The organism is Myxococcus sp. MISCRS1 (assembly GCF_026626605.1).
Taxonomy (GTDB): domain Bacteria; phylum Myxococcota; class Myxococcia; order Myxococcales; family Myxococcaceae; genus Myxococcus; species Myxococcus fulvus.
On record NZ_JAPNKB010000001.1, the window covers coordinates 6475042 to 6497510 of the forward strand.

19 protein-coding genes are annotated in these 22469 nt (G+C 70.7%); 12 read left to right on the forward strand and 7 right to left on the reverse strand.

Features of this window, described 5'->3' with window-relative positions; all coding sequences use genetic code 11:
- Positions 1-30: 30 nt before the first annotated feature.
- Complete coding sequence (locus tag OWM54_RS25780; RefSeq protein ID WP_267699219.1) at positions 31-831, reverse strand: hypothetical protein; 801 nt, start codon at positions 829-831, stop codon at positions 31-33.
- Positions 832-932: 101 nt separating this feature from the next.
- Complete coding sequence (locus OWM54_RS25785) at positions 933-1280, reverse strand: hypothetical protein (protein WP_223750666.1); 348 nt, start codon at positions 1278-1280, stop codon at positions 933-935.
- A gap of 212 nt (positions 1281-1492) precedes the next feature.
- On the opposite strand from OWM54_RS25785, the gene OWM54_RS25790 reads away from it, so the two are divergent.
- From OWM54_RS25790 to OWM54_RS25810, 5 genes are all read left to right on the forward strand, one after another.
- Positions 1493-2488, forward strand: coding sequence for a site-2 protease family protein (locus OWM54_RS25790; protein ID WP_267699220.1), 996 nt, complete (start codon positions 1493-1495; stop codon positions 2486-2488).
- A complete protein-coding gene (locus OWM54_RS25795) occupies positions 2485-3237 on the forward strand; it encodes a hypothetical protein (protein ID WP_223750668.1) in 753 nt (250 codons plus the stop codon). The genes OWM54_RS25790 and OWM54_RS25795 overlap by 4 nt, the downstream gene beginning before the upstream one ends.
- A 139-nt stretch (positions 3238-3376) precedes the next feature.
- Complete coding sequence (locus OWM54_RS25800) at positions 3377-5374, forward strand: ATP-dependent DNA helicase (RefSeq protein WP_267699221.1); 1998 nt, start codon at positions 3377-3379, stop codon at positions 5372-5374.
- A 102-nt stretch (positions 5375-5476) separates the two neighbouring features.
- Positions 5477-6826: a hypothetical protein gene (locus OWM54_RS25805; RefSeq protein WP_267699222.1), complete on the forward strand. Its 1350-nt coding sequence runs from the start codon at positions 5477-5479 to the stop codon at positions 6824-6826.
- Positions 6827-6928: 102 nt separating this feature from the next.
- Positions 6929-8332, forward strand: a complete 1404-nt coding sequence (locus OWM54_RS25810) for a hypothetical protein (RefSeq protein WP_267699223.1) — start codon at positions 6929-6931, stop codon at positions 8330-8332.
- A 3-nt stretch (positions 8333-8335) separates the two neighbouring features.
- Here OWM54_RS25810 and OWM54_RS25815 read toward each other — a convergent pair whose 3' ends face one another.
- Positions 8336-10567 carry a TonB-dependent receptor gene (locus OWM54_RS25815; protein ID WP_267699224.1) on the reverse strand — a complete coding sequence of 744 codons (2232 nt, stop codon included), beginning with the start codon at positions 10565-10567 and terminating at the stop codon, positions 8336-8338.
- A gap of 142 nt (positions 10568-10709) precedes the next feature.
- On the opposite strand from OWM54_RS25815, the gene OWM54_RS25820 reads away from it, so the two are divergent.
- Positions 10710-11033, forward strand: coding sequence for a hypothetical protein (locus OWM54_RS25820; RefSeq protein WP_267699226.1), 324 nt, complete (start codon positions 10710-10712; stop codon positions 11031-11033).
- Here the strand turns inward: OWM54_RS25820 and OWM54_RS25825 are convergent.
- The gene (locus tag OWM54_RS25825; protein WP_046718573.1) at positions 11022-11300 is read right to left on the reverse strand and encodes a LysR family transcriptional regulator; all 279 of its coding nucleotides are present in this window, start codon (positions 11298-11300) and stop codon (positions 11022-11024) included. The genes OWM54_RS25820 and OWM54_RS25825 overlap by 12 nt on opposite strands.
- A 176-nt stretch (positions 11301-11476) precedes the next feature.
- Here OWM54_RS25825 and OWM54_RS25830 point away from each other — a divergent pair, with 176 nt between their 5' ends.
- The 6 genes from OWM54_RS25830 to OWM54_RS25855 all read left to right on the forward strand — a co-directional run bounded on the left by OWM54_RS25830 (position 11477) and on the right by OWM54_RS25855 (position 19884).
- Positions 11477-14704 carry a carboxypeptidase-like regulatory domain-containing protein gene (locus OWM54_RS25830; RefSeq protein ID WP_267699227.1) on the forward strand — a complete coding sequence of 1076 codons (3228 nt, stop codon included), beginning with the start codon at positions 11477-11479 and terminating at the stop codon, positions 14702-14704.
- A gap of 123 nt (positions 14705-14827) precedes the next feature.
- Positions 14828-15133 carry a hypothetical protein gene (locus OWM54_RS25835; protein ID WP_267699228.1) on the forward strand — a complete coding sequence of 102 codons (306 nt, stop codon included), beginning with the start codon at positions 14828-14830 and terminating at the stop codon, positions 15131-15133.
- A 64-nt stretch (positions 15134-15197) separates the two neighbouring features.
- Positions 15198-16004: a type I methionyl aminopeptidase gene (gene map / locus OWM54_RS25840; protein WP_223750676.1), complete on the forward strand. Its 807-nt coding sequence runs from the start codon at positions 15198-15200 to the stop codon at positions 16002-16004.
- Between the two features lie 392 nt (positions 16005-16396).
- Positions 16397-17005, forward strand: coding sequence for a hypothetical protein (locus OWM54_RS25845; protein ID WP_267699229.1), 609 nt, complete (start codon positions 16397-16399; stop codon positions 17003-17005).
- Positions 17002-18765 (forward strand): hypothetical protein, encoded by a 1764-nt coding sequence (locus tag OWM54_RS25850; RefSeq protein ID WP_267699230.1) that lies wholly within the window; start codon positions 17002-17004, stop codon positions 18763-18765. The genes OWM54_RS25845 and OWM54_RS25850 overlap by 4 nt, the downstream gene beginning before the upstream one ends.
- A gap of 351 nt (positions 18766-19116) precedes the next feature.
- The gene (locus OWM54_RS25855; protein WP_267699231.1) at positions 19117-19884 is read left to right on the forward strand and encodes a hypothetical protein; all 768 of its coding nucleotides are present in this window, start codon (positions 19117-19119) and stop codon (positions 19882-19884) included.
- 19 nt (positions 19885-19903) lie between these two features.
- Here OWM54_RS25855 and OWM54_RS25860 read toward each other — a convergent pair whose 3' ends face one another.
- The 3 genes from OWM54_RS25860 to OWM54_RS25870 all read right to left on the reverse strand — a co-directional run bounded on the left by OWM54_RS25860 (position 19904) and on the right by OWM54_RS25870 (position 22468).
- Positions 19904-20428 (reverse strand): GNAT family N-acetyltransferase, encoded by a 525-nt coding sequence (locus OWM54_RS25860; protein WP_267699232.1) that lies wholly within the window; start codon positions 20426-20428, stop codon positions 19904-19906.
- Positions 20429-20489: 61 nt separating this feature from the next.
- Positions 20490-21308, reverse strand: coding sequence for a hypothetical protein (locus OWM54_RS25865; protein ID WP_267699233.1), 819 nt, complete (start codon positions 21306-21308; stop codon positions 20490-20492).
- 56 nt (positions 21309-21364) lie between these two features.
- Positions 21365-22468 (reverse strand): type IV pilus twitching motility protein PilT, encoded by a 1104-nt coding sequence (locus OWM54_RS25870; RefSeq protein ID WP_141326693.1) that lies wholly within the window; start codon positions 22466-22468, stop codon positions 21365-21367.
- Position 22469 lies beyond the last annotated feature (1 nt).

Here is a 22469-nt window from a genome sequence, read left to right on the forward strand (position 1 = left end):
GGGCGAAAGTGGGGACGCACCTGTCGAGGGTCAACCGCCCGAGGGAGGGTTCTCCTCCGTGGCCTCCACGAGTGTCCGCGTCTTCACATCGTAGCCCTCGGGCGCCACGAGGGTGAAGGCGTCGTTGGGCGGCGGCTTCGTCAGCTCCAGCTGGATGAGCATCGTCGCGCCCACCTTGCGGCCTCCCAACCAGCGGGTCAGCCGCTTCGGCACGCACAGGCCCAGCTGGGGGTCGCAGTGCTCCTCCTCCATCCGCACCTCCGCCTCCGTCCCGTCCGGCGAGCGCGAGCGCTTGGTCAGGAAGTCGAGCTGCGGCCAGCGCAGCACGTACACCAGCTCCACTCCCTGGGCCTCGCCGCCGAGCGACAACGAGAGCTCCACGGCCTCCTCGGCGCGCGCGTGCTTCACCCGGCGCAGCGTGGCCCCGTGCGACACCAGCGGCGCGCGGAAGCCCTCGGGGATGAAGGCGCTGAAGGTCTGCGTGAGGAAGCCCGCGAGCTTCGCCGGAGGCAGCTCCGACTTGAACGTGGTGAAGCGCTTCTCCCCGTCGAGCTGCTCGAACAGGTGCGTGCCGTCCCACGAGAAGATGCGCGCGGGGGGCTCGCCCAGCGTGCCGCGCATGCGGTCCGGCGCGCGGTGCTCGAAGGTGAAGGGCACCGCGTCCTGGCCCTCGTCCTTCACAATCCCGATGATGCCGTAGCCGGACAGCTTCTGGTCACGCTCGACCAGCCGCGTCTTCACCTGCGAGGCCAGCGCCGCGACGTCGTCCGACTTCCGAGAGCAGCCCGCGAGGACGAGCACGACACAGCACACGAAGAGGCGAGGGGACATGGGGCGCGAGTGGGGCAGGAGGAGGGCTGAAAAGCAAGGAGGCCCGCCTGTCGCCAGGGGGCCTCCCGAGGTCGCCGAACCCTGAAGGGCCGGCTGCCTGACTACTTCACCGCCACGCCGGTGGCCGTGGAGGAGGTCACGCCGATGATGGTGCCGAACAGGGCGTAGATGCCGTGGCGGGGCGTGGTGCTGGCCGACTTCAGGTCGACCTTGGAGGCGCCCATGGCCTTCGCCTCGGCGATGAGGAGCTTGTTGACGACGGTGTCCAGGTCGCTCTGGACGATGTCGATGATGTGGAAGATGGCGGTCAGGCCCAGCGCGTTCGTCTGGATGACGGCCACGGCCTCACCGTTGGCGGCGATTTCGGTCCCGGAGACAACGGCGCTCTCGACGCTGGTGCAGCCGATGAGGCTGGACGCGGCAACGGCCGACAGGATGAGCTTCTTCATGGTTTTCCCCTCTAGTGAGTGTCGCTTGTCCGGTGGACGAGCACCCACGAGGGCGCACGTCCGTTTGAAAGTGACCTTCAAGCGGGCGCGGTCGTACCAGATGTCGACCCCATGTCAAGGTCCGTCCGGACACACTGTATGGCCATGGTGGATGCGCGCCCGCGTTGTAATGCGCACCTCGCCTTGCTAGCCCAGAACCCGAGGCTCCCTGAATGGACTCCGTCCCCGTCGCACGTCCCGCGCCCAGGTACTGGCTGCACCTCTTGCTGCTGCTGCTGACGGTGGCGACGACCTTCACGTCCTACCTGCTCTACTTCCACTTCCAGCGGCCGTACTCGCCCGACGAGGTCTCCACCGAGGCCGCCACGCGCGCGCTGTCGTTCAGCCTTTCTCTGCTCGCGATTCTCGGTTCTCACGAGATGGGTCACTACGTGCTGGCGCGCCTGCACCGGGTGGACACGTCGCTGCCGTACTTCATCCCGCTGCCGGTGTTGGGGGTGGGCACGCTGGGCGCGGTCATCCGCATCCGCGACCGAATCCCCCACCGCAACGCGCTGGTGGACATCGGCGCGGCGGGGCCGCTGGCGGGGCTGGTCGTCGCGCTGCCCATCCTCTACTGGGGGCTGTCTCACTCGGCGGTGGTGGACGCGCCGAAGGTCGCCTCGCAGTTCCCCGGCGAGTCCTCGCTGTGGGTGTACGGCAAGGAGCTGTTCACCTGGGTGATGGCGAAGGTGACCCACGCGCCGCCCGCGCCGGAGCAAGCCTTCCATGGCGTGCAGACCCTGTTTGGTGACAGCCTGTTGATGCAGGGGCTGACGTGGCTGGCATTGGGCCCCCTGCCGGAGGGGAAGGACGTGCTGGTGCATCCGGTGGTCATCGCGGGCTGGTTCGGTCTGCTCGTCACGTTGCTCAACCTGATGCCCATGGGGCAACTGGATGGGGGGCACCTGGCGTTCGCGGTGCTGGGGCGTCACGCGCACTGGGTGGGGCGGCTGATGGCCGCCGTGCTGCTGTTCCTCACGCTCTTCGTCACCGCGTCCTGGGGGCTGTGGCTCCTGGTGACGAGCAAGGTGGTGGGCTTCGGGCATCCGGAGGTCGTGTACCCGCAGGAGCCGCTCAGCCCCACGCGCAAGCTCATCTGCGCGCTGTGCCTGCTGGCCCTCATCGGCTGCGCGATGCCCGTGCCCCTGCGTCAGGTGGTGTCATGAAGTTCCAGTGCGAGGCGTGCGAGCGGCTCATCCCCCTGGAGTCCTACCGGCTGGAGTCCGGAGGGCTGGTGGTGTCGTGTCAGCGGTGCGGCGCGGAGAGTCGCGCTCGGGCCGCGCAGCCGCTGGCGGTGACGCCGTCGGTGGGCGGCGAGCCGCTCGCCAGCGCGAGGCCCGCGGAGGAGCCCGTGTTGGAGTCCGCCGCGCGCGCCGGTGCTCCGGCCCTGCGGGTGGTGCGGGGCGCGGTGGCCGCGGCGCCGCCGCTGGACGACGAAGCGCTCTTCGTGCCGCCGCCCGGTCACTGCCCCAAGTGTGTGTCGACGCGGCGCGAGGTGGACACGTCCTGCTCGCAGTGCGGGTTGGTGTACGCCAACTTCGTGGAGTCGGAGCACCAGCCCTCGGAGGCGCTGCGCGAGGAGTGGCGCCGGCTGGCGGGGGAGTGGGGACAGTGGGAGGCGCATGACCGGCTGCTGACCCTGGCCATGGGGCGCGGGGAGCTGGCGACGGCGGGCCGGCTGTACCGCGTGCGGCTGGCGCGGGCGCCGGACGACGCGGTGGCGCAGCGGGCGCGGGAGGAAATCGTGCGCCGCGCCACGGTGGTGGTGCCCACGGAGGTGGAGGGCGCAGGGGCGTCGCTGCTGTCGCGGCGGATGCGCGGGGTGGCCATCGCGGTGCTCTTCCTGGTGGTGCTGCTGATGTCCGCCTTCATCATCCAGCGCGTCGGCGTGCTCCTGTCCGGCGACGTGCCCTGACGAATCCTCCGGCGCGAAACGCCCCGTCGCCAGGCGGCCGGCCGTGCGGGCCGTGGCGCTCGCGGGTGGTCGGAAACGGGCTCCGGACGCGGGTGGCTGCTATCGTGTCGGGCCGCTTGCGCGAGGCTGGCCACTCCCGATGACGCTCCCCGTCTCTCCCACTCTGTCCGTCGATAGCCTGCTCGGTCCGGGGGGCGCGCTCCAGGTGGCGCTGCCGGCGTACGAGCACCGCCCGGAGCAGCTCCAGATGGCGCGCGCCGTGGAGCGGGCCTTCGCCGAGCGCAGCTACCTGTTGGCGGAGGCCGGCACGGGCACGGGCAAGACGCTCGCCTACCTGGTGCCCGCGCTCTTGTCGGGCCGGCGCGTCGTCGTGTCCACGGCGACGAAGACCTTGCAGGACCAGATCTTCTTCAAGGACCTGCCGCTGTTGCGCGAGAAGATGGGCCTCACCTTCGAGGCGGCCTACCTCAAGGGGCGCAACAACTACCTCTGCCTGCACCGCTACGAGGCGTTCTCCAAGGACCCGCAGTTCGCCACGCGCGAGGAGTCGCGCTACTGGCCCAAGCTGAAGGCCTGGGCGGAGGACACGCAGACGGGCGACCGCGGCGAGTTGGATTTGCCCGAGTCCTTCAGCGCCTGGCCCCGGCTGTCCACCACGTCCGAGACGTGCGTGGGCACGCGCTGCCCGCTGTACGAGACGTGCTTCGTCACGCGCATGCGGAAGCGCGCGGAGGGCGCGGACCTGCTGGTGGTCAACCACCACCTGTTCTTCGCGGACCTGTCCCTGCGCAGCTCCGGCAAGCGCACCGAGGGCGTGCTGCCCTTCTACGAGGCGGTCATCTTCGACGAGGCGCACGCGCTCGAGGACGCGGCGAGCGGGCACTTCGGCGTGGGTGTCTCCAACTACCGGTTGGAGGAGCTGGCGCGCGACGCGGTGGCGGCGCTGAAGGAGGAGGACTCGCGGCACGCGATGCTGCGCGCGCTGGCGGCCCGGCTGCGCACCGGCGCGGACGCCTTCTTCGCGCAGGCACCCCGCGCGCTGGGGCTGTCCGGCCACGAGGCGTCGGTGACGCTCCAGGCGGAGGGCATGGCGAAGCTCACCAGCGCGCTGGGCGGCGTGCGCGAGGGGCTGGGCGCGCTGTCCGCCTTCACCGCGGGCGAGCGCGAGCCGGAGCTGGCGGCCATCACGCGCCGCGCGGACGAACTGGAGGAGCAGCTCACCTTCCTGGAGAAGGCGGAGTCGACGGACCACGTGTACTGGGCGGAGCAGCGCGGCAAGGGCCTGTTCCTGCGCGCCAGTCCCATCGACGTGGCGAAGGAGCTGCGCGAGCGGATGTACGGCGCGCTCGACACCGTGGTGTACACGTCCGCGACGCTGGCGGCGGAGAGCCGCTTCGACTTCTTCGCCCGGCGCATGGGGCTGTACGGCGAGGACGGCCAGACGGTGACGCGCGTGCGGACGCTGGCGGTGCCCAGCCCCTTCGACTATCCGCGCCAGGCCGCGCTGTACCTGCCCACGCACCTGCCGGACCCCACCGCGCCGGGCTTCATCGAGGCGGCGGCGGAAGAAATCATCCGGCTGTGCGAGGTGACGGGCGGGCGCGCCTTCGTGCTCTTCACGTCGCTGCGCAACATGGTGCGCGCGTACGAGCTGACGGCGGGGCGGCTGCCGTATCAAGCCCTGCTGCAGGGTGAGCGTCCCAAGGCGCAGCTCCTGGAGGCGTTCCGCGACACGCCCAGCGTGCTCTTCGCGGCGCACAGCTTCTGGGAGGGCGTGGACGTGCCCGGGGACGCGCTGAGCCTGGTCATCATCGACCGGCTCCCGTTCGCCTCGCCGGGAGACCCGCTGGTGGCCGCGCGCATCAAGCAGCTGCAGTCCCGGGGTGAGGAGCCCTTCGAGCAGTACCAGCTGCCCCAGGCGGCGCTGGCCTTGCGCCAGGGCTTCGGCCGGCTGATTCGCACACAGTCCGACAAGGGCATCGTCACGATGCTGGACCGGCGCATCCGCACCAAGGCGTACGGGCAGGTGTTCCTGGACAGCCTCCCGGACGCGCGCCGGGTGGATGACCTGGTGGAGCTGAGCCGCTGGTTCAACGGCCCGGTGCGCCCCCTGCGCATCCTGCGGCCGGTGGACTGAGCGGCGGATTTTCCGGGCGGAAATGGCCCGGATAAATCGCCCGCTGCGTATGCCCCTGGCGGGGTGTGTCCCCTCCTGTCGTCCCCGCTCCCAGGGTGTTTCGTGGATTGGGCTGTCCTGCTCCGCTCGAGAGTGCTCCTGCTCGCCGCCGTGGCGGGGGTGGTGGCGTGTGAGCCCATCGTCCTGTCGCCCTGGGCCATCGCGAAGCCGCCCGACGCGGGCGCCGTGGATGACGACCCGGATGTCGATGACGCCGGAGCGGACGGCGGCGAGCCCACGCCGGGTGAGGACGCGGGGGAGGACGGCGGCGAGCCCACGCCGGGCGAGGACGGTGGCGCCGATGGCGGCCCCGGTGACGCGGGGGACGCGGGAGGTGGCGTCGGGAACGACGGCCCGGTGCTGGGAGACGGCGGCGTCGACGTGCGGATGAGCGAGTGGAGCGGGTGCGACGCGGGCTGGCAGCAGCGCACCGTGCTGCCCACGGGCACCAAGGGGTACGGCAGCTTCGCGCTCGACGCGGACGGCGACGCGTACTTCATCGAGCACACCGACGACATCCTGCGCGTGGGGACGACGAAGCCCTGGCGCACGTTCCCGAGGACGGGGTGGTTGGGGCCGCAGCCCTACGTGGTCGGCGTGCGCGTGGGTCCGACGGGAGAGGTCCACGTGGCGTTGAGCCCGCGCTACCTCGAGGGCGACACGGACGTCCCCGTCCACTTCCTGCGCTACACCGCGGGCCGGTGGGTCCACACCGTGAAGCCTGGCGGGTTGCTGTGGGACCTGGAGGTGGACTCGCGCGGACACCTGCACGCGATGTCCACGTGGATCGGCCCGGAGAACCGCCTCCTGTACACACATGGACCGCCGGACGCGCTGGTGGTCGAGGAGACGGGGCTCGTGCTCGATGACGACATCTACCGGGCGAGCCTCCAGCTGGATGCCCGGGGACACGCGCATGTGGCCTTCATCCCGAGGAAGCCCCGGGGCATCCACTACGCCACGAACGCGTCCGGCGCCTGGGTGGAGGAGCCCGTCTCCACGCAGGGGGACGATGGCTACCTCGCGCTGTCGCCCTCGGGGACGCCGTACATCGCCTGGATGGACAGCACCCACATCATGCTGGCCTCGCGGGACGCGCAGACGGGATGGACCGCGGTGTCCGTCGGCGACGAAAGGGCCTCGATGGAGGCGCTGGCCGTGAGCCCGACGGGTGTTGTGCACCTGTTGTTGACGGTGTGGGACGGCTCGCCGCTGCACCTGAGCAACGCGAGTGGTGGCTGGGTGCGGACGAGGCTCGGCCCCGAGCCCCTCGGCTTTCCTCCTTCCGCGACGGGGTCGTCGATGGAGCTGGATTCACAGGGCCGCGCGCACGTGATGCACACGTGGCTGAAGCCCGACGAGGTGAGCGGCAGGCCGCTGCGAACCATGGACTCCTATCGGCAATGTCAGTGAATGGGCCCGCCTGGGCCCCCGCGTGATTTCGGATACAGTTCCCTCTCGCTTCCTTCATCACCGACGTGGCCCTCGGGTCCGTCTCCGCTCCCCAGGTTGCTCGTGGACCGCTCGCCCTCTCTCCGACTGCGTCTCGTCCTGCTGTGTGTCTCGGTGGGGCTGTGCGCGTGTGAGCCCATCATCGACCCCAAGAAGTGGATCGGGCTCCAGGAGGACGCTGGCGGCAAGAGCCGGGACGCGGGGAGGGATGATGGCGGCGAGCCGGAGACGGGCCTCGACGCCGGAGACGACGCGGGACCTCCGCCCATGATGCGGGACGCCGGGCCGGATGCAGGGGAGGACGGCGGGCAGGGGGATGGCGGTGAGCTGCTCCCTCCGGCGGACGGCGGGGTGGATGAGGATGGCGGGACGCCGGACGCGGGAGGGTGGCCGCACAACCCGGATGGCCCCGTGCTGAGTGACGCGGGCGTCGACGCGCGCATGTCGGCCTGGAGCGCGTGCGAGCAGGGCTGGCAGAAGCGCAACCTGCTGCCCGAGGGCACCAAGGGCTACGCGCACTTCGCGCTCGACGCGGACGGTGACGCGTACCTCATCGAGTTCACCGACGACATCGTGCGGGTGCCGACGACGAAGCCCTGGCGTACGTTTCCGAGGACGGGCTTCATGGGGCCGCCGCCCTGGCCGGGTGGCATCCGAGTGGACGCCTCGGGCGAGGTCCACGTGGCCCTGAGTCCGCAGTTCGCGCAGGGCGCCACGGACGTCCCCACGCACTTCTTCCGCTACACGTCGGGCCGCTGGGTCGAGACGCGGATGGCGAGCGGTCTGGTGAAGAGCCTTGAATTGGACGCGCAAGGCCAACTCCATGCGCTGTCCACGTGGATCGGCGCGGAGCACCACCTCATGTACACGCATGGGCCTCCGGGGGCGCTCGTGGTGGAGGACACGGGCCTGCGGGCCCTGGACCGGTCTGCTTTCACCTCGCTGAAGGTGGACGGGCAAGGCAAGGCCCACCTGGTCTACGAGGGGTATCCGCAGAAGCGCCTCCACTACGCCACGAACGCCTCGGGCACCTGGGTGTCGGAGGTCGTCGCCGAGGCGTGGGGAGCCCCCTACCTTGCGCTGTCGCCCTCCGGCGTCCCGCATGTCGGATGGAGCTCGGGCGGAGGGACCTGGCTGAGCGTCCGTGACGGGCAGGGCGTCTGGTCCACGACGCTCGTCACGCAGGAGAGCACCCAGCTCGACGGGCTGAGCGTGGGGCCCGCTGAGACGGTGCACGCGGTGACGATAGGGACCGACGGTCCCCTGGATTATTGGACCCGCACGCAGGATGGCTGGGCGAAGACGACCCTCGATGCCCACGAAGGGCCGGGCACGCGCTCCTTCATGGATGCCGCCCTGGAGCTGGACGCGTGGCAGCGCGTGCACGTGATGCTCACCTCGGTGTTCGTGCCGGAGGTCGGGGCCAGGCCGCTGCGGCGCGTGGACTATTTCCGCCAGTGTCCGTGAGGCTCACGGCGCATCCCTGAGGCGCAGGCCCACGCGCGCGAGCACGGGCGGGCCCAGGGTGTCCACGCCGGCGCGGCCGGCCAGGTACTCGCGGTCGAAGAGGTTCTCCACGGCGGCGAACAGGTCCACCTTCCAGAAGAGCCGTCGACTGACGGCGGCGTCCACCACGAGCGCGCCGCCCATGCCGCGCTCGTTCAGGTCGTCCTCGAACTGGGGGCCGATGACGCGAAGCTGCACGGTGGTGGTGAACAGGCGCGGGTCCTCGAAGGTGAGGCTGGCGGCGCCGCGGTGCCTGGGGTCCTGCGCGAGCTGGCGGCCCACCAGCTCGGGTTGACCGGGGGCCTCGGTGACAGTGGGGTCCACGAAGGTGTACGCGAGCAGCGCGGTCCAGCGGCGTGACAGTCGCCAGTCGACGCTGGCCTCCACGCCGCGCACGCGGGCGCGCCCCAGGTTCTGCCGCTGTCGGCCCGCGTTGCCCGGCAGGGTGACGTTGGTGATGGGGTCCTCGAGCACGTTCCAGAAGCCGGTGACGCGCGCGGTGAGGGCCCGCAGGGGTTCGACCTCGACGCCGGCCTCGGCGCCCCACAGGCGCTCGGCGGAGAGGTCCGCGTTGGCGGCGGTGAGGACGGTGCCGACCTGGAAGGGGCGATAGAGCTCGTTGAGGGTGGGGGCTCGGAACGCGCGATAGCCGGAGGCGCGGAAGGTGACGGGGTCCCACGGGCGCACGCGCAGGCCCAGCCGTGGGCTGAGCTGGTGCTCGGTGCGGTCGTCGTACCGGGTGGTGTCCGTGGCGCCGTTGACGCGCTCCACGCGCTGCTGGCCGCGGGTGTTGCGCCACGCATCCAGGCGGAGCGCGGCGGACAGCTCCACGGCGGGGATGGGGGCGTAGAGGTCCTGCAGGAAGAGGCCGCCGCTCCACTGGGTGCCGCCGGCCTCGCGGGCGACGAGCGCCTCGGGGGCCTGGGTGGCGGGGAAGAGCTGCTCCTGCGAGGTGCCGGCCATGCGGCGGGCGTCGAGCCCCGCGGAGAGTTGATGGGCGCCGCCCGCGCTCCAGGCGGGCGCGGTCCACACGAGGGAGGCGCCCTGGTCGTTGGCGGGGACGTCCTGGGAGGCGGCGCGGACCTCGGTGGCGCGGTCCTGCGCCACGCGGGCGCGGTCCTGTTCGAAGCGGAGCGCGCGGCCGAAGAGGTCGAGGGTGAAGGTGCCGCGGGCCTCGGTCTGGAGGCGCGCGCTCGCGCCGAACTGCGCGAGCTCCACGCGGGCGGTGGTGAAGCGGGTGCCTCCGTTCTGGTTCTCGCGGAAGAGGTTGGCGCGGGCGGAGAGGGTGAGCGTGTCGGTGGGCTGGGCCTCGACGCGGCCGTTGAGCACGACGTGGTTGCTGGGCGTGTCGCCGTCGATGGCGCCGCGCTGGCCGGGGCTGACGATGCGGTAGCCGTCGCTGGTGAGCAGCTCGGTCTCCAGGGCGGCGGCGACGGGGCCCCAGCGCTGGGCGCCGCGCGCGGCGACGAGGCCGGTGCCGCGGTTGCCATAGGAGACGTCGGCGTCGAGGGCGGGGCCGGTGATGGGACGGGAGATGAGCTGCACGACGCCGCCGAGCGCGGAGCTGCCGTAGAGGGCGGAGCCGCCGCCGGGGACGACCTCGATGCGCTCCAGGCCCAGTCGTGGAAGCGAGCGCCAGAAGACCCAGCCTCCGAGCGGGTCGTTGACGGGGACACCGTCGAGGAGGACGAGCGTGCGCGCGACGCCGGAGGGCGCGAGGCCGCGCAGGTTGAGTCCCTGCGCGGTGGGGTCGGAGACGAGGCTCGGGGTCCGACGGAAGGTGGCGACGGACGGCAGCGAGCGGACCAGGGTGTCCTGGGTCAGCGTGGGGCTGCGGTCGATCTCCTCGCGAGGCAGCACCACGGTGGTGGCGGGCACGTCGCGGATGGGACGCGGCAGCCGCGTGCCCGTGACGACGGTGCGCGAGGTCGAGTCGGGTTCCGCGGGCTCAGGTGTGTCGTCGACGGGTGTCTTGCTCGTGGACGCGGGTTGCGCGACGACATGGCCAGGGAGGTGAGGACCTTCGTGCGCCGTCGGGGTCGTGCGAGTCGACGCGGCGGTGACAACGTCAAGCGGCGGGGGATTCGTCTCGGGGTCGGCGGACTGGGCCCAGGTCGCGGACGCGAGCAGCGCACCTGGAAGCAGGAGGCACCCACGGAGCTTCGACGAGGTGAGGCGAGACGACCTGCGAGGCATGTTCGGGTGGTCCCTTCCGGTGGGAGGCGAGGTGCCTCAGTATGCGCGGGGCGCGCACCGAGTCATGGCTTGACCATGGCGAGCGGTCCTGGTCCCGTGTGACTTCGTCCGATGGGCGACGCGAGGCGGAGAGAAGCACCCGATGTCCACGTCAGAAGAGACGCAGCGGGGAGGGCACGGCACGGGGGGCGTCCTGCGGATCCTCGAGGTCCGGAGACTCGACGCGCTGGACTGTGCGCTCGTCATCGAAGTGGCGGGGCTCCGCCATGAGCTGCGCGCCGAGCGCGTGGGGCAGAGCCCCTTGCTCGACATGTCGGTGGGTGACTTCTCTCCGTACCGGCTCTTCCGCGAGCTGCCGCTCAGCGCCCACCAGGTGCGGCAATTGGTTCGAGCCGCGGCCCTCGTTCACCGAGGAGAGACCCTGTCGCTGCCCTTGGAAGTCGCGGGCGAGACATCACCCGTCTGATTCACGCGGCGCGAGCCCGCGCACCGTGAGCACCGCCGTGTCCACCTCCGCGAGGATGCGGCGCGCGTGGTGCAGGAAGACCTCGCCAGCCGGCAGCAGGCGCATGCCCTGGCGCGTGCGCTCGAACAGCCGGGTGCCCAGCTCATCCTCCAGCGCGAGGATGTGCCGGCTGAGCGGCGGCTGCGTCAGGTGGAGCCGACGCGCGGCACGGCCCACGTGCTTCTCCTCGGCCACGGCGACGAAGGACTGGAGGTGCGTGATGCTCACGACCCCCACGTTATCGAGACCTCCCCCCGACGTGCACCCCCCATCCCCCGCCCCTGTTCCGAATCCAGCAGGAGGGCGACCGGCCGCCCGCTGATATCCTCGAATCCCTCATGTCGGACGGCAGGAACTGGAGCATGCGCGGGTGGATAGGGGGAACGCTCCTGATTCTGGGAGCGATGGCGCTCCTCTCATGGAAGCTGCTGGGCCCCGAGCAGTCCCAGCCCGAGGGCAACACCCGAACCCGCTCGGGCGGCACGCTCCCTCGCACCGCGCCCCCCAGGCCCCCCGCCGCCGCGGGGCTGCGCATCCAGGGCACCGTCGTGGACGCGTGGGGACAGCCCGTCACCGGCGCCCGGGTCTCCGCCTCCTGGCCCATCGAGGGCGAGACGATTTCAGCGCTGCCGTGCCCCGAGGACACGCCGCCTCCCGGGCCGGGGGACCCGGCTGAAGAGGTGGTGTCCGTCTTCCCGCGCACGCGGAGCCTGCCGTGGTGTCTGCCGTGGACGGAGGACCTCATCGTGCAGCGGCTCCTCGCGCGCGAGGGCGAGGCGCCCGTCTTCGCGCAGGCGGTGTCGGCGCAAGACGGCACCTTCGTCCTGGAGGGGCTTCCCGAGGGCCCTCAGTCGCTCTGGGTCCTCTCCGGGAGCGGCGCGACCGTGCACCCGGGCATTCCAGCAGGGAGCCGGGGTGTGCAACTGGTGCTCGAGGCGAGCACGCAGCGACAAGGAAAGGTCACGAGCGAAGGCGCACCGCTGCCCGACGTCTCCATCACCGTGGTGAGCCGCGGGCACACGCGCTTCTTCGACACGCGCACCGACAACGCGGGGCGCTTCCAGCTCGGTCCCCTGCCACGCGAAGACTATCTCGTGCTCGCGTCGAAAGAGGGCTGGTCCCCGGCGGTGACGACGGGGACCTCGGGATGGGACCTGGAGCTGCGTCCGGTGCGCGCTGTCTCCGGACGCGTGATGTCCCGCGGTGTGCCCGTGAAGGACGTGGAGGTCCGCGCCCTCAGGACCAGCGCCCCCGAGAATCCGAAGGCCACGAAGACAAGGACGGACGCCCGAGGCGCCTTCACCTTCGAGCTCTCGACGGGGCACCACACCCTCACCGCGGAGCACGAAGGTCTCTACGCCCTCACCCGACTGGACCTCGGTGCGTCCTCCCTTCGCGACGTGACGCTGGAGCTGGGCAGCGCGCTCCACGTCGAGGGCACGGTGTTCGACGACGCCTCACAGCCGCTGGAGGGCGTGAGCGTGAAGCTGGCCTCCTCGGCGCAGCAGGGCGAGCCGCTGACGGCCGTCACCGACGCGCAGGGGCGCTATCGCCTGGGCCCCGTGGAACCCGGAGCCTGGGACTTCACCCTCCGGGCGAAGGGCTGGCTCGAGCCGTCAAAGGCCGAGCAGCGCCTCGTGTCCGCGGACACGGGCACGCAGGACTTCACGCTGGCGCGCGCGTACTCCCTCACCGGACGGGTCACGGATGGGGCGGGACATCCCGTCACCCACGTCCCCGTCGGGCTCCGCTGGGTCGGGGAGGGGAGTCGTCCGGAGCAGACCGAGGACGACACCACGGACGCCGAGGGCCGCTTCACGCTGGATGCCTCCGAGCCTGGTGACTACGAGGTCGACGTCGACACACCGGACTTCCTCGACGCGCCCGTCCTCGTCAAGGTGCCAGCGCGCGACGTGCACATCATCGTGCGCGTCGGTGCGACGGTGGAGGGACACGTGGTGGATGGGCGTGGACATCCGCTCGTCGGGGGCGCCGTGGTGTTGAAGCTCTTCACGGATGAGCTCAGGCTGAACGCGACGAGGACGGATACCCAGGGGCGGTTCACGCGCCGGGGACTCGCTCCGGGACGCTACCGGGTGGTCGTGGAGCGGACGACGGACAGCGTGGACCAGCGGGCCTGGAGCGACGTGGAGGTCGCGGCCGATGCGGTGACGCGCGTGGAGCTGCGCCTCGACGAGGGGCAGACGCGAGAGGGCCTTGTCGTCGACGCCGAGGGAGCCCCCCTCGAAGGGGTCCTCGTCCGCGCCGAACCGCGCGATGCGCTGCCCCCGGGGGGGCCCGCCATCCTCAAGATGGTGGAGCGCTTCGACCGGGGCGTTCCCACCGACGCGAGCGGCCGCTTCGTGCTGCGAGGGCTTGGCCCCAGCGCGCACGCCATCACGGCCTTCAAGCCCGGCTACGCGCTGCGCCTGGATGCCGCCACGCAGGCGGTGCTCAAGACCCACGGCGGTGTCCACCGCAGCCTCATCATCCAGGACACGCTCTACGAGCCCGCGCTCCGTGTGCCCTCCGGCACGACGCCGCTGCGGCTGGTGATGGACCGCCAGGCCTGGGTCCGGGGACGCGTCGTCGGCCCCGACGGAAGTCCCCTTCGTCGCTTCATGGCGGGAGGCGAGCTGGTGGAGTCCGAGAATGGGACGTTCTCGTTCCCCCGGAATCCTCACGTCTCCTCCAGGCGGTACTTCTTCGCGGCCGAGGGACTGCGCTCCGCGGAGCGCCTCATCGACGGGGGCCCGCAGGAGCCGGACCTCGACCTGGGAGACATCAGGCTGGAGCGAGGCCGTCGTCTCCGAGGCCGCGTCGTGGATGCCCTGACGGACCAGCCGTTGGCGGGAGTCACCGTCTCCGCGCGCGCGCAGGCCACGGCTCCGGAGTCGAGGGAGCCGGAGACGCTCTCGGATGCGCAAGGCCTGTTCCTCTTCAAGGAACATGAGCTGGCGCCGGGGCCGCTCACCCTGACGCTCCGTGAGCCGGCAGGCCACCATGTGCTGCGATTGTCGGTGGGCGAGGGCCAGGATGAGGTGACGGCGAGACTGGAGCCCACGGCGCTCGTGAGCGTGACGGCGAAGGATGCCCGCGGCCGCCCCCTGGACGGCTACGTGGCGTACTTCAGTGCCCCGGATGGAGACTGGGCCACGAGTCCTCTCGAACGGGGACAGGCCTGGAAGGGTGGGCTGGCCCCGGGCACCTGGGTCGTCTCGGTGCTTCCCGCGCGGTACACGGAGCAGGAGTCCCCCACGTTCCTGCCCCAGCGCGTGGTGGTCCCCGAGCGCGGCCGGGCCTCCGTCTCCTTCCAGGCCCTGACGGCGGGTGCCACCGTGAAGCTGGTGGTGCCCTACCACGAAGACCTCAGCGTCGCGTTGGTGCCGGGAGGCGTCGCGCATCCGACGAAGGAGGAGGAGCTGGGGACGTGCATGGCCCCGGGCCTGAGCGCGCAGTGGGGGGAGGACGCGCTGTATTTCCGACACGTCCCCGCGGGCCGGGCCACGCTCCTGCTCACGAGCAAGGCGCTGCCACGCTTCCACGTCAGCGACGTGGACGTGCCCCGGGAAGGCACGCTGGTGCTCACGCCTCGACTCGATTGGGAATCGCTCGCCGACGAGGCCGAGTAGGACTCACGCCAGGCCGCTGTCACTGGGCGCCCTGGCGTGGGTTTCCACGATGGAGGCCCGGAGGGTCCGCTCGCGAGCCTCGCTCGGATGACGCGACACAGCTGGCGTCTGGGGATGTCTCTGATGCTTCCTCTCGTGGCCGCGTGCAACGGAGGAGACCCGGGTGAGGAGGACTTCGTCCCGGAGACGGCGGAGGCTTCGCAGGCGCTCGCTTGCGGCACCTCGCTGCACGGCACCATGGGGGACGGCTCTGGCTTCTCCTGGGCGGGGGCCTATACCACCGCGCGTATCGAAGCCCGGGTGAAGGCCAATGCCATCTGTCCCCAGGGTTTCTGCAACGTCGTCGAGACCCGGGGTGACTGCCGGGAGATCGACGACAGGGAGTTCTGGGCGGTCTACACCATGCAGTTCAACTGCTACACGCCCTGACGTCCGGGGACGATGCTGAAACAGCATTGGACGCTCCCGGGCGGGACAGTCACCTTGTCTCGCCATGGGAACTCCACTCTTCAAGGACGCGGAGGTCGAGCGTCTGCGGCTGGCGGGCGCGGCGGCCGCCGGCACGCTCGCCTGGGTCGCGCGGCGGCTGGCGCCGGGCATCTCCACCGAGGACATCAACCAGTGGGTGCGCGAGGACACGGCGCGGCGGGGCGGCATCCCCAGCCAGCTGGGCTACCACGGCTTCCCGGCCACGGTCTGCACCAGCCGCAACCACGTCGTCTGTCACGGCGTGCCGGACCCGAACGAGCGGCTGGCGCCCGGTGACATCATCAACGTGGATGTCACCACGAACCTGAATGGCTATCACGGGGACACCTCCGCCACGTTCTGCATTGGCGAGGTGTCCGCGGACGCGAGGCACGTGGTGGACGTGGCCCGCAGGTGTCGGGACATCGGCATCTCCGTGGTGCGCCATGGCGCGAAGCTGGGCGACATCGGCGCGGCCATCCAGGAGCTGGCGGAGAAGGAGGGGTGCAGCATCGTGCGCGAGTTCGGCGGGCACGGCATCGGCCGCTCGATGCACGGGCCTCCTCACGTCGCGCACTTCGGCAAGAAGGGCACGGGCATCACCCTGCGCTCGGGCATGGTCATCACCATCGAGCCGATGGTGAACCTGGGGCGTCCCGACATCCGCATCCTGGAGGACGAGTGGACGGTGGTGACGGTGGACGGCAGCCTCTCCGCGCAGTTCGAGCACACCGTGCTGGTGACGCGCGAGGGCTGCGAGATTCTCACGCCCAATCCGGGCCTCCCGCTCTCAGTGGGTCCGATGCCGGCGTCCGCCGGGGCGCACCCGTGAGCGGGGCTTCGACGCGTCTTCGTTGAGCAGGACGCCTGTCGAGCCCCACCAGCTGAAGGGCCTCGTCGCATGTCTTCGCGCCGGCCTCTTGCGGCTCCAGGGAGGGGAGGTGCCGGAAGGGGGACGTCAAGCTCGCGGACAACAAGCTCCACACGGTAGCGGGTGTCCGTTGAGCGAGAGGGCCGCTCCTGGTCACGGGCGACCGAAGCTTTCCCGCCAGGCGCGTTGAGGTCCCGTCGGCCATGGGGCCGGAGGGCATGTGTCGGGTGAGAGAGGATTCATCCCGTGAGGGCATGTCCTGGCATGAGCACGGGGTGTTGGAGACCGGGCGGAGGTGGCCCTGCCGCCGCGTGGCCTGGGACGGGTGCTAGCATCAGGCCCGAGGGGGGCGGATGCGCGCACGAGCAGGCTTGAGTGGAGTGATATTGGGCGCGGTGCTCGTCACCCTGGGCATCTGCGTGTCGGTGCCACCCGGGCGGCGTGAGGCGCCAGCCGCAGAGCCTCTTGCGGTGGCCACGTCCCCGTCATCCGTGACGAAGGACCCTCCGAAGGCGATGCCGGAGCCCGTGCTCCGTGTGGAGCAGGTGAAGGGCGCGGGTGGAGCGACGGTCCAGGTCGCGGGCCTCGTGCCCCCGGACTCCGCGCTGGCGCGCTTCGCGAAAGACGCGCTGGTGCCGCTGACGGCGGAGGAGCAGGCGTTGCTGCGCGAGGAGTCGGTGGATGACCTGTCCGCGCTCGTGGCGCGCACGGAGCGGGCCTTCATGGACGCCACCCCCGAGACGCGCGCACGGCTGGAGCGGCGCTACCACGCGGCACTCGACCTGGTCGCGAAGCTCTCCGCCCCCCTCGCGGAGGATGCGCGGGCACGCGAGGTGGATGCCCGCTACCGGCAGGCGCTCGCGCGGGAGCAGGAGAAGTGGCGGGAGCTCTCGCCCGAGGACCGAGCCCGGGCGCAGGACACGTTCAAGGAATGGTTCTTCCAGGGGGAGCAGACGCGATGAAGGGTTTCATGGGAGCGCTGCGCGCGGTCGTGCTGCTGGCACCGATGTTGGCGTGGGCAGGGCCGCACTACGTGGCCCCGAGGGACTGGGGCAGCTTCATCTGGCTGAGCACCTGGCTGGAGGCCGGACAGAGCTACACGTTCGAGACGCGGGAACTCTCGGGCTCGGCGCCGGACACGGTGCTGCACGTGTTGCGGGACAGGAGCGGCTGGAGCCAGGTGGCGGTGAGCGATGACTGCCTGGGCGGGACGCGCTCGTGCGTGACCTTCGTGGCGCCGGACACGGGCTACTACCGCGCCTGGGTTCGCGCCTACGCGGACGGGCGCGGCGGCACGGCGAGCGTGTACCGCAACAACGAGCGCATCCTGACGAATCAGCCCTTCGGGGGCGTGCCGGTGCTCTTCGCGTGGAATGCGAAGGACACCTTCCGGGCCTCGGCGGCCACGCCGGGAGGTGGAGACCACCTGCTCTTCCTGCTGCGCTCGAACACCGAGTACCTGCAGCACGATGACGACAGCGGCCCCAAGTACTACCCGCTCGTCACCGCGGCGAGCACGCAGAACGTGGGCACGCAGCGCGTGGTGGTGGGCCGCTTCCCCGGGAGCACGGGCACGGCGAGCTTCATCCACGACGAGGAGCTCTGGTCCACCATCTTCGACGACAATGATGATGACGAGGACGGCCTGTCGGACGCGCTGGAGCCGCTCCTCGGGCTGCAGGTCGACGAGGAGGACTCGGATGGGGATGGCATCCCGGACACGCTGGAGGTGTTCGGCAACGACGGCTTCTCCTTCTCCGAGTGGGGGAGTCCCACGAAGCGGGACATCTTCGTGGAGGTGGACTGGATGCAGCACCCGACGAACCCGTACCTCACCCGGCAGCCATACGCGGGCCTGGTGGCGGACGCGGCGGCGGTGTTCGCGCAGGACTCGGGCGGGAGCGTGCGGCTGCATGCCTTCATCGACAACCCGCTGCCGTGGAGTGAGGTGGTCTGCTACGGGAGCTGCACGGGCGGCGTGGACTTCTATTCGCTGAAGGGCAGCCACTTCTCGTCGACGAACCCGGAGCGCCGGCCGTACTTCCACTATGCGATGTGGGCGTACCGGCACACGAGCCTCAGCACGTGCTCCTCGGGCAAGGCGGAGATGCTGGGCAATGACCTCATCATCAGCATGGGCTGCTTCAGCAGCCCGAGCATCCAGGAGCAGCGAGGCACCTTCATCCACGAGCTGGGGCACAACCTGGACCTGGACCACAACGGCAACGACGTGGGGGGACAGTACAGCGTGGTGCACGACAGCGTGATGAACTACCGCTACCAGTTCACGGGCGTGAGCCACTCTGGCTGGCACTCCTACTCGTTCGGCGACAACGGCTGCGCGACGTGTGGCTCCTCGCCGAAGTACGAGTGTGTCTCCTGTCGGGACGGGTTCCTCGGATGCAGCTTCCCGGGGTGTGGCTCGTGTGACTGCGACGTGGGGGAGTGGGGCTCGCTGGAGGTCGACTTCACCGACGATGGGGACGCGGATGACGGCGCGGAGCGCGGCGTGAAGCGCTCGCTGCTCACGCGGTACGCGCCGGATGACAAGGGCGGGCCCGCGCGGTTCCAGCCTCGGGTTCCGCACGAGGAGCGCTCGGTGAGCCGCAGGCGTGAGGACGTCCGCCGCAAGCGGGAGCGATTGCTGGCGCGGGGGCGGGTGGAGGGTCGGGACTTCCACGTGTCCGCGGACGGGACGCTGCTGTACGCGGAGTGTCTCTGATGGGCCCGGACCGGAGGCCAGGCGGGACGACGAGACGCGTGCCTCGCGAGGCCCCTCGAAGTGGCTCCGCGCTCATGTTGCGCGCGGAACCGTCCGGGCGATGAAAGGGCATCCGCGATGATGAGGCGAGAGGTCGCATGTGACGGTTGGGGGCGGCCGAGGTGGCGCGCGACGTCGCGCGTGCTCGTCGCGAGTGGGGGACTGATGTTGGCGCTCGCCCACACAGCGTGCCTGTCCCGGACAGAGCCCGCGCGGTCGGACGCTGGCGAGTCGTCCACGACAGCGTCAGGTGGGTCCTCGCCTTCTTCGAACGATGGCGGTCGCGCGCCTGTCTCTCGGGAAGCGGGCGCCATGGTCATGGCGTCGCCGGAGGTCCGAACGCCCAGGGCCGCGTCGCCCGCTTGGGGCTCCTCCGCGACGACCGACTCGCATCGGGCCTGTGACAAGCTGTGGCCGGAGGCGAGGGTGGAGGTGGCCTTCAAGGAGGAGCCGGAGACGCTGGCGCTCGAGCGCAAGGGGCCTCGTTTGGAGCGTCAGTTCCAGGTGGCCCGACAGCTGCGAGGCGCCTACCGCCACGCGGACCAGTGGGCTTCGGTCCTCCAGTACGCGAAAGGCGAAGTGCACGGAGGCGTGAGCTACGGGCTCACGGTGCCGGAGGTTTTGGCGGACCTGACCGGGCGCATCTTGACGTGGGCCAGTCATCGCGAGCCCGCGAGCTGTCTGTCCGGTGATGGCGACCAACCCGCGCTCCTCGCGGGTGACACGCTCCGAGACGAACAGGGGCGCTTGCTGTTGCTCACGGTGCCGAGCGCGCCCACGACGCCGGACGGAGAGGTCCTGTTGCCTCCGGGGCTCGTGCCGGAGCTGAAGGTGCACTGGGAGCTGGCGGGCTGTGAAGCGAAGCCGGGCGAGCGGACCCGTGGCGCGAGGCTGCGCTTCGAGGGACCACGGGGACGCGACTCGGCGCCTGTCACGGTCTCCGTGGGAGAGACGAAGCAGTTGCTGTTGAAGGGCCTCCGCTACGAGGTCCGCGTGGCCAGGGCCCGCGCGGATGCCTCCGACCGCTGCGGCCAGGCCGTGTTCACGCTGTTCCGCGAGGGGCTGCGCGAGCGTCTGTAGAAGGCGCTTCGATGGGACTTCACCCCACCACGTACAGCCGGTGGGGAACGTCTCCCGTCCCGTAGGGGATGATGCGCTCGAAGCGCAGCCCCAGTCGCTCCGCCACGCGCACGGAGGGCACATTGTCGGGATGGATGATGGCGACCAGCGGAACCTCCGGCAGGTGCAGCCGCGCCTTCTCCATCGCCACCCGGCTCACCTCGGTCGCGAACCCCGAGCCCCACGTGGACGGGAAGAACCGATAGGCCAGGTTCAACACCGTCCGCCCCTCGAGCGGCTTGTGCCGCACACCCCCGACTCCCACGACGACGCCGGGCGCCTCGCGCCGCTCCACCGCCCAGTACCCCACGCCCCGCTCGGCCCAATCCCCCAGCCACCGCGACAGCAGCTCCCGCGCTTCTTCCCGCGTACTCATCGCGGCGGAGGCATCGACCAGGTTCGTCCTCGGGTCGCTGTGCAGCTCGAACATCGCCTCCACGTCGCTCTCGCGGAAGGCGCGCAGCCGCAGCCGCTCGGTGTCCACCTGCTCCAGACCGTGAATCATGCGCCCATCCTGGTTCAGGGACCTGTCGCCCACCACCGACTTCGCACGCGCACCAGGAGTCTCAGGGCGGCAGGTTCGTCAGCTTGGGGACCGGGAGGCTCGCGAGCGTGCTGGCCAGGTCCTGCTTGTGGCGGTGGAACGCCTTCAGGAAGTCGAGCGCGGGCCCGCGGGTCGCCGTGTGCATGTGTGAGGACGCCCACGAGCGCGGCTCCCCGGCACACACGTCGATGGCGTCCAGGAACGGCAGCACATCGTGAACGCCCATCAACAGTCGCACCGGGCGCCTGCCATTCATCACCACGTGGACCTGGCCATCGAAGCCCCGCCGCTTTCCCCAGCCCTGCGCGCACGCGCGCTTGAGGTATGCGTTGAACACCTTCTGTCCCTCCGGCAGGAGCAGCAGCTCGCGGAGCAACCGGGCCAACAACCCCCGCTCGGGGAGATGCCTGCGCTTCGTGCGCAAGCGCCACGCGGGCTGGTGCGCCAGCTCCGCGGTGCTCATGAAGTGCTCCTCGCGGCGAAGGTGCCCGAGCGCATGGGCGCCGATGACACCCTCCGGCACCGTGCCGCGGATCCGACTCAGGCGGGAGTCCCTCGGCTCCTCGGCGGTGCGGTGCTTCGCCCAGCGGATGAACGGGTTCACCTTGTCGGACCGGCGTCGACGGTGCACCACCCAGCCCATCTTCGACGCGGCATCCTCGTCGAGGTCGGCGCAGTCCTCGAAGAGGTCCGGCTCCAGCGCCAGCCGGGAGACGCGGACCCGGACGGCGCGCCGCGTGCTCCGGCTCTGGCTGGCCCGATACCAACGGGCCTGCTCCCTCCACTGCGAGGGCAACAGGCTGCGCGCCATCTGCAAGGACTTCTCGTCGCCGTAGAGCATGTCGCCCCTCCCGCGGGCGCGAGGGACGAAATGCCACGGCATTCCTGACACGGGCGCTACGCCTTCATCGACTCCGGCAGCACCCAGTCCGGCTTGAGCCGCTGGATGACCTTGGCCAGGTTCTCCTTGTCCTGGGCCTTCTCCAGCGCCGCGTCGGGCGTGATGACGTTGTCGCGCACCAGGCGCTCCAGGTGCATGTCCAGCGTCTGCATGCCCTGGCCCTGGCCCGCCTGCATCTTGGACGCAATCTGGAAGACCTTGCCCTCGCGAATCATCGCCGCGATGGCCGCGCCGCCCACCAGGATTTCCAGCGCCGCCACGCGGCCCTTGCCGTCCGCCGTCTTGATGAGCTGCTGGGCGACGATGCCAGCAAGGCTCTCCGCGAGCATGCCGCGCACCTGCGCCTGCTCGTCCGCGGGGAACGAGTTGATGATGCGGTCGATGGTCGCCGGCGCGCTGTTGGTGTGCACCGTGGCGAACACCAGCACGCCGAAGCTCGCCAGCTGGAGCGCCAGCTTCATCGTCTCGTTGGTGCGCAGCTCGCCGATGAGGATGACGTTGGGGTCCTCGCGGCCCGCCGAGCGGATGGCCGTGGCGAAGCTCGACGCGTGCGGGCCCACCTCGCGGTGCGTCACCTGCGCCTTCGCGGACTCGTGGACGAACTCCACCGGGTCCTCGATGGTGAGGATGTGCGCCGGGCGCGTCTGGTTGATGTGGTTCACCATGCCCGCGAGCGTGGTGGACTTGCCGCTGCCCGTCGGTCCCGTCACCAGCACCAGGCCGCTGCGGCGCTCGGCCAGCTTGCGCACGATGTCGGGCGTCTTCAGGTCGTCGAGCGTGAGCACCTTGCTCGGAATGGTGCGGAACACCGCGCCCAGGCCCGTCTGCTTGTAGAAGTAGTTCGCGCGAAAGCGCGCCTTCGTCCCGTAGCCGTAGGCGAAGTCGAGGTCCAGCTCCTCGACAATCTGTCGCTTCTGCGCCGGGTTGACGATTTCGAAGAGCAGCCCCTCCAGCTCCTGCGTCGTCAGCGCCGCCTCGCGCAGGGGCGTGAGCTCCCCGCGGATGCGGCCCATGGGGGGATAGCCGACGCTCAGGTGCAGGTCGCTGCCCTTCTGCTCCAAGAGGATGTCGAAGAACTGGGCGATGCGTGGCGTGTTCATC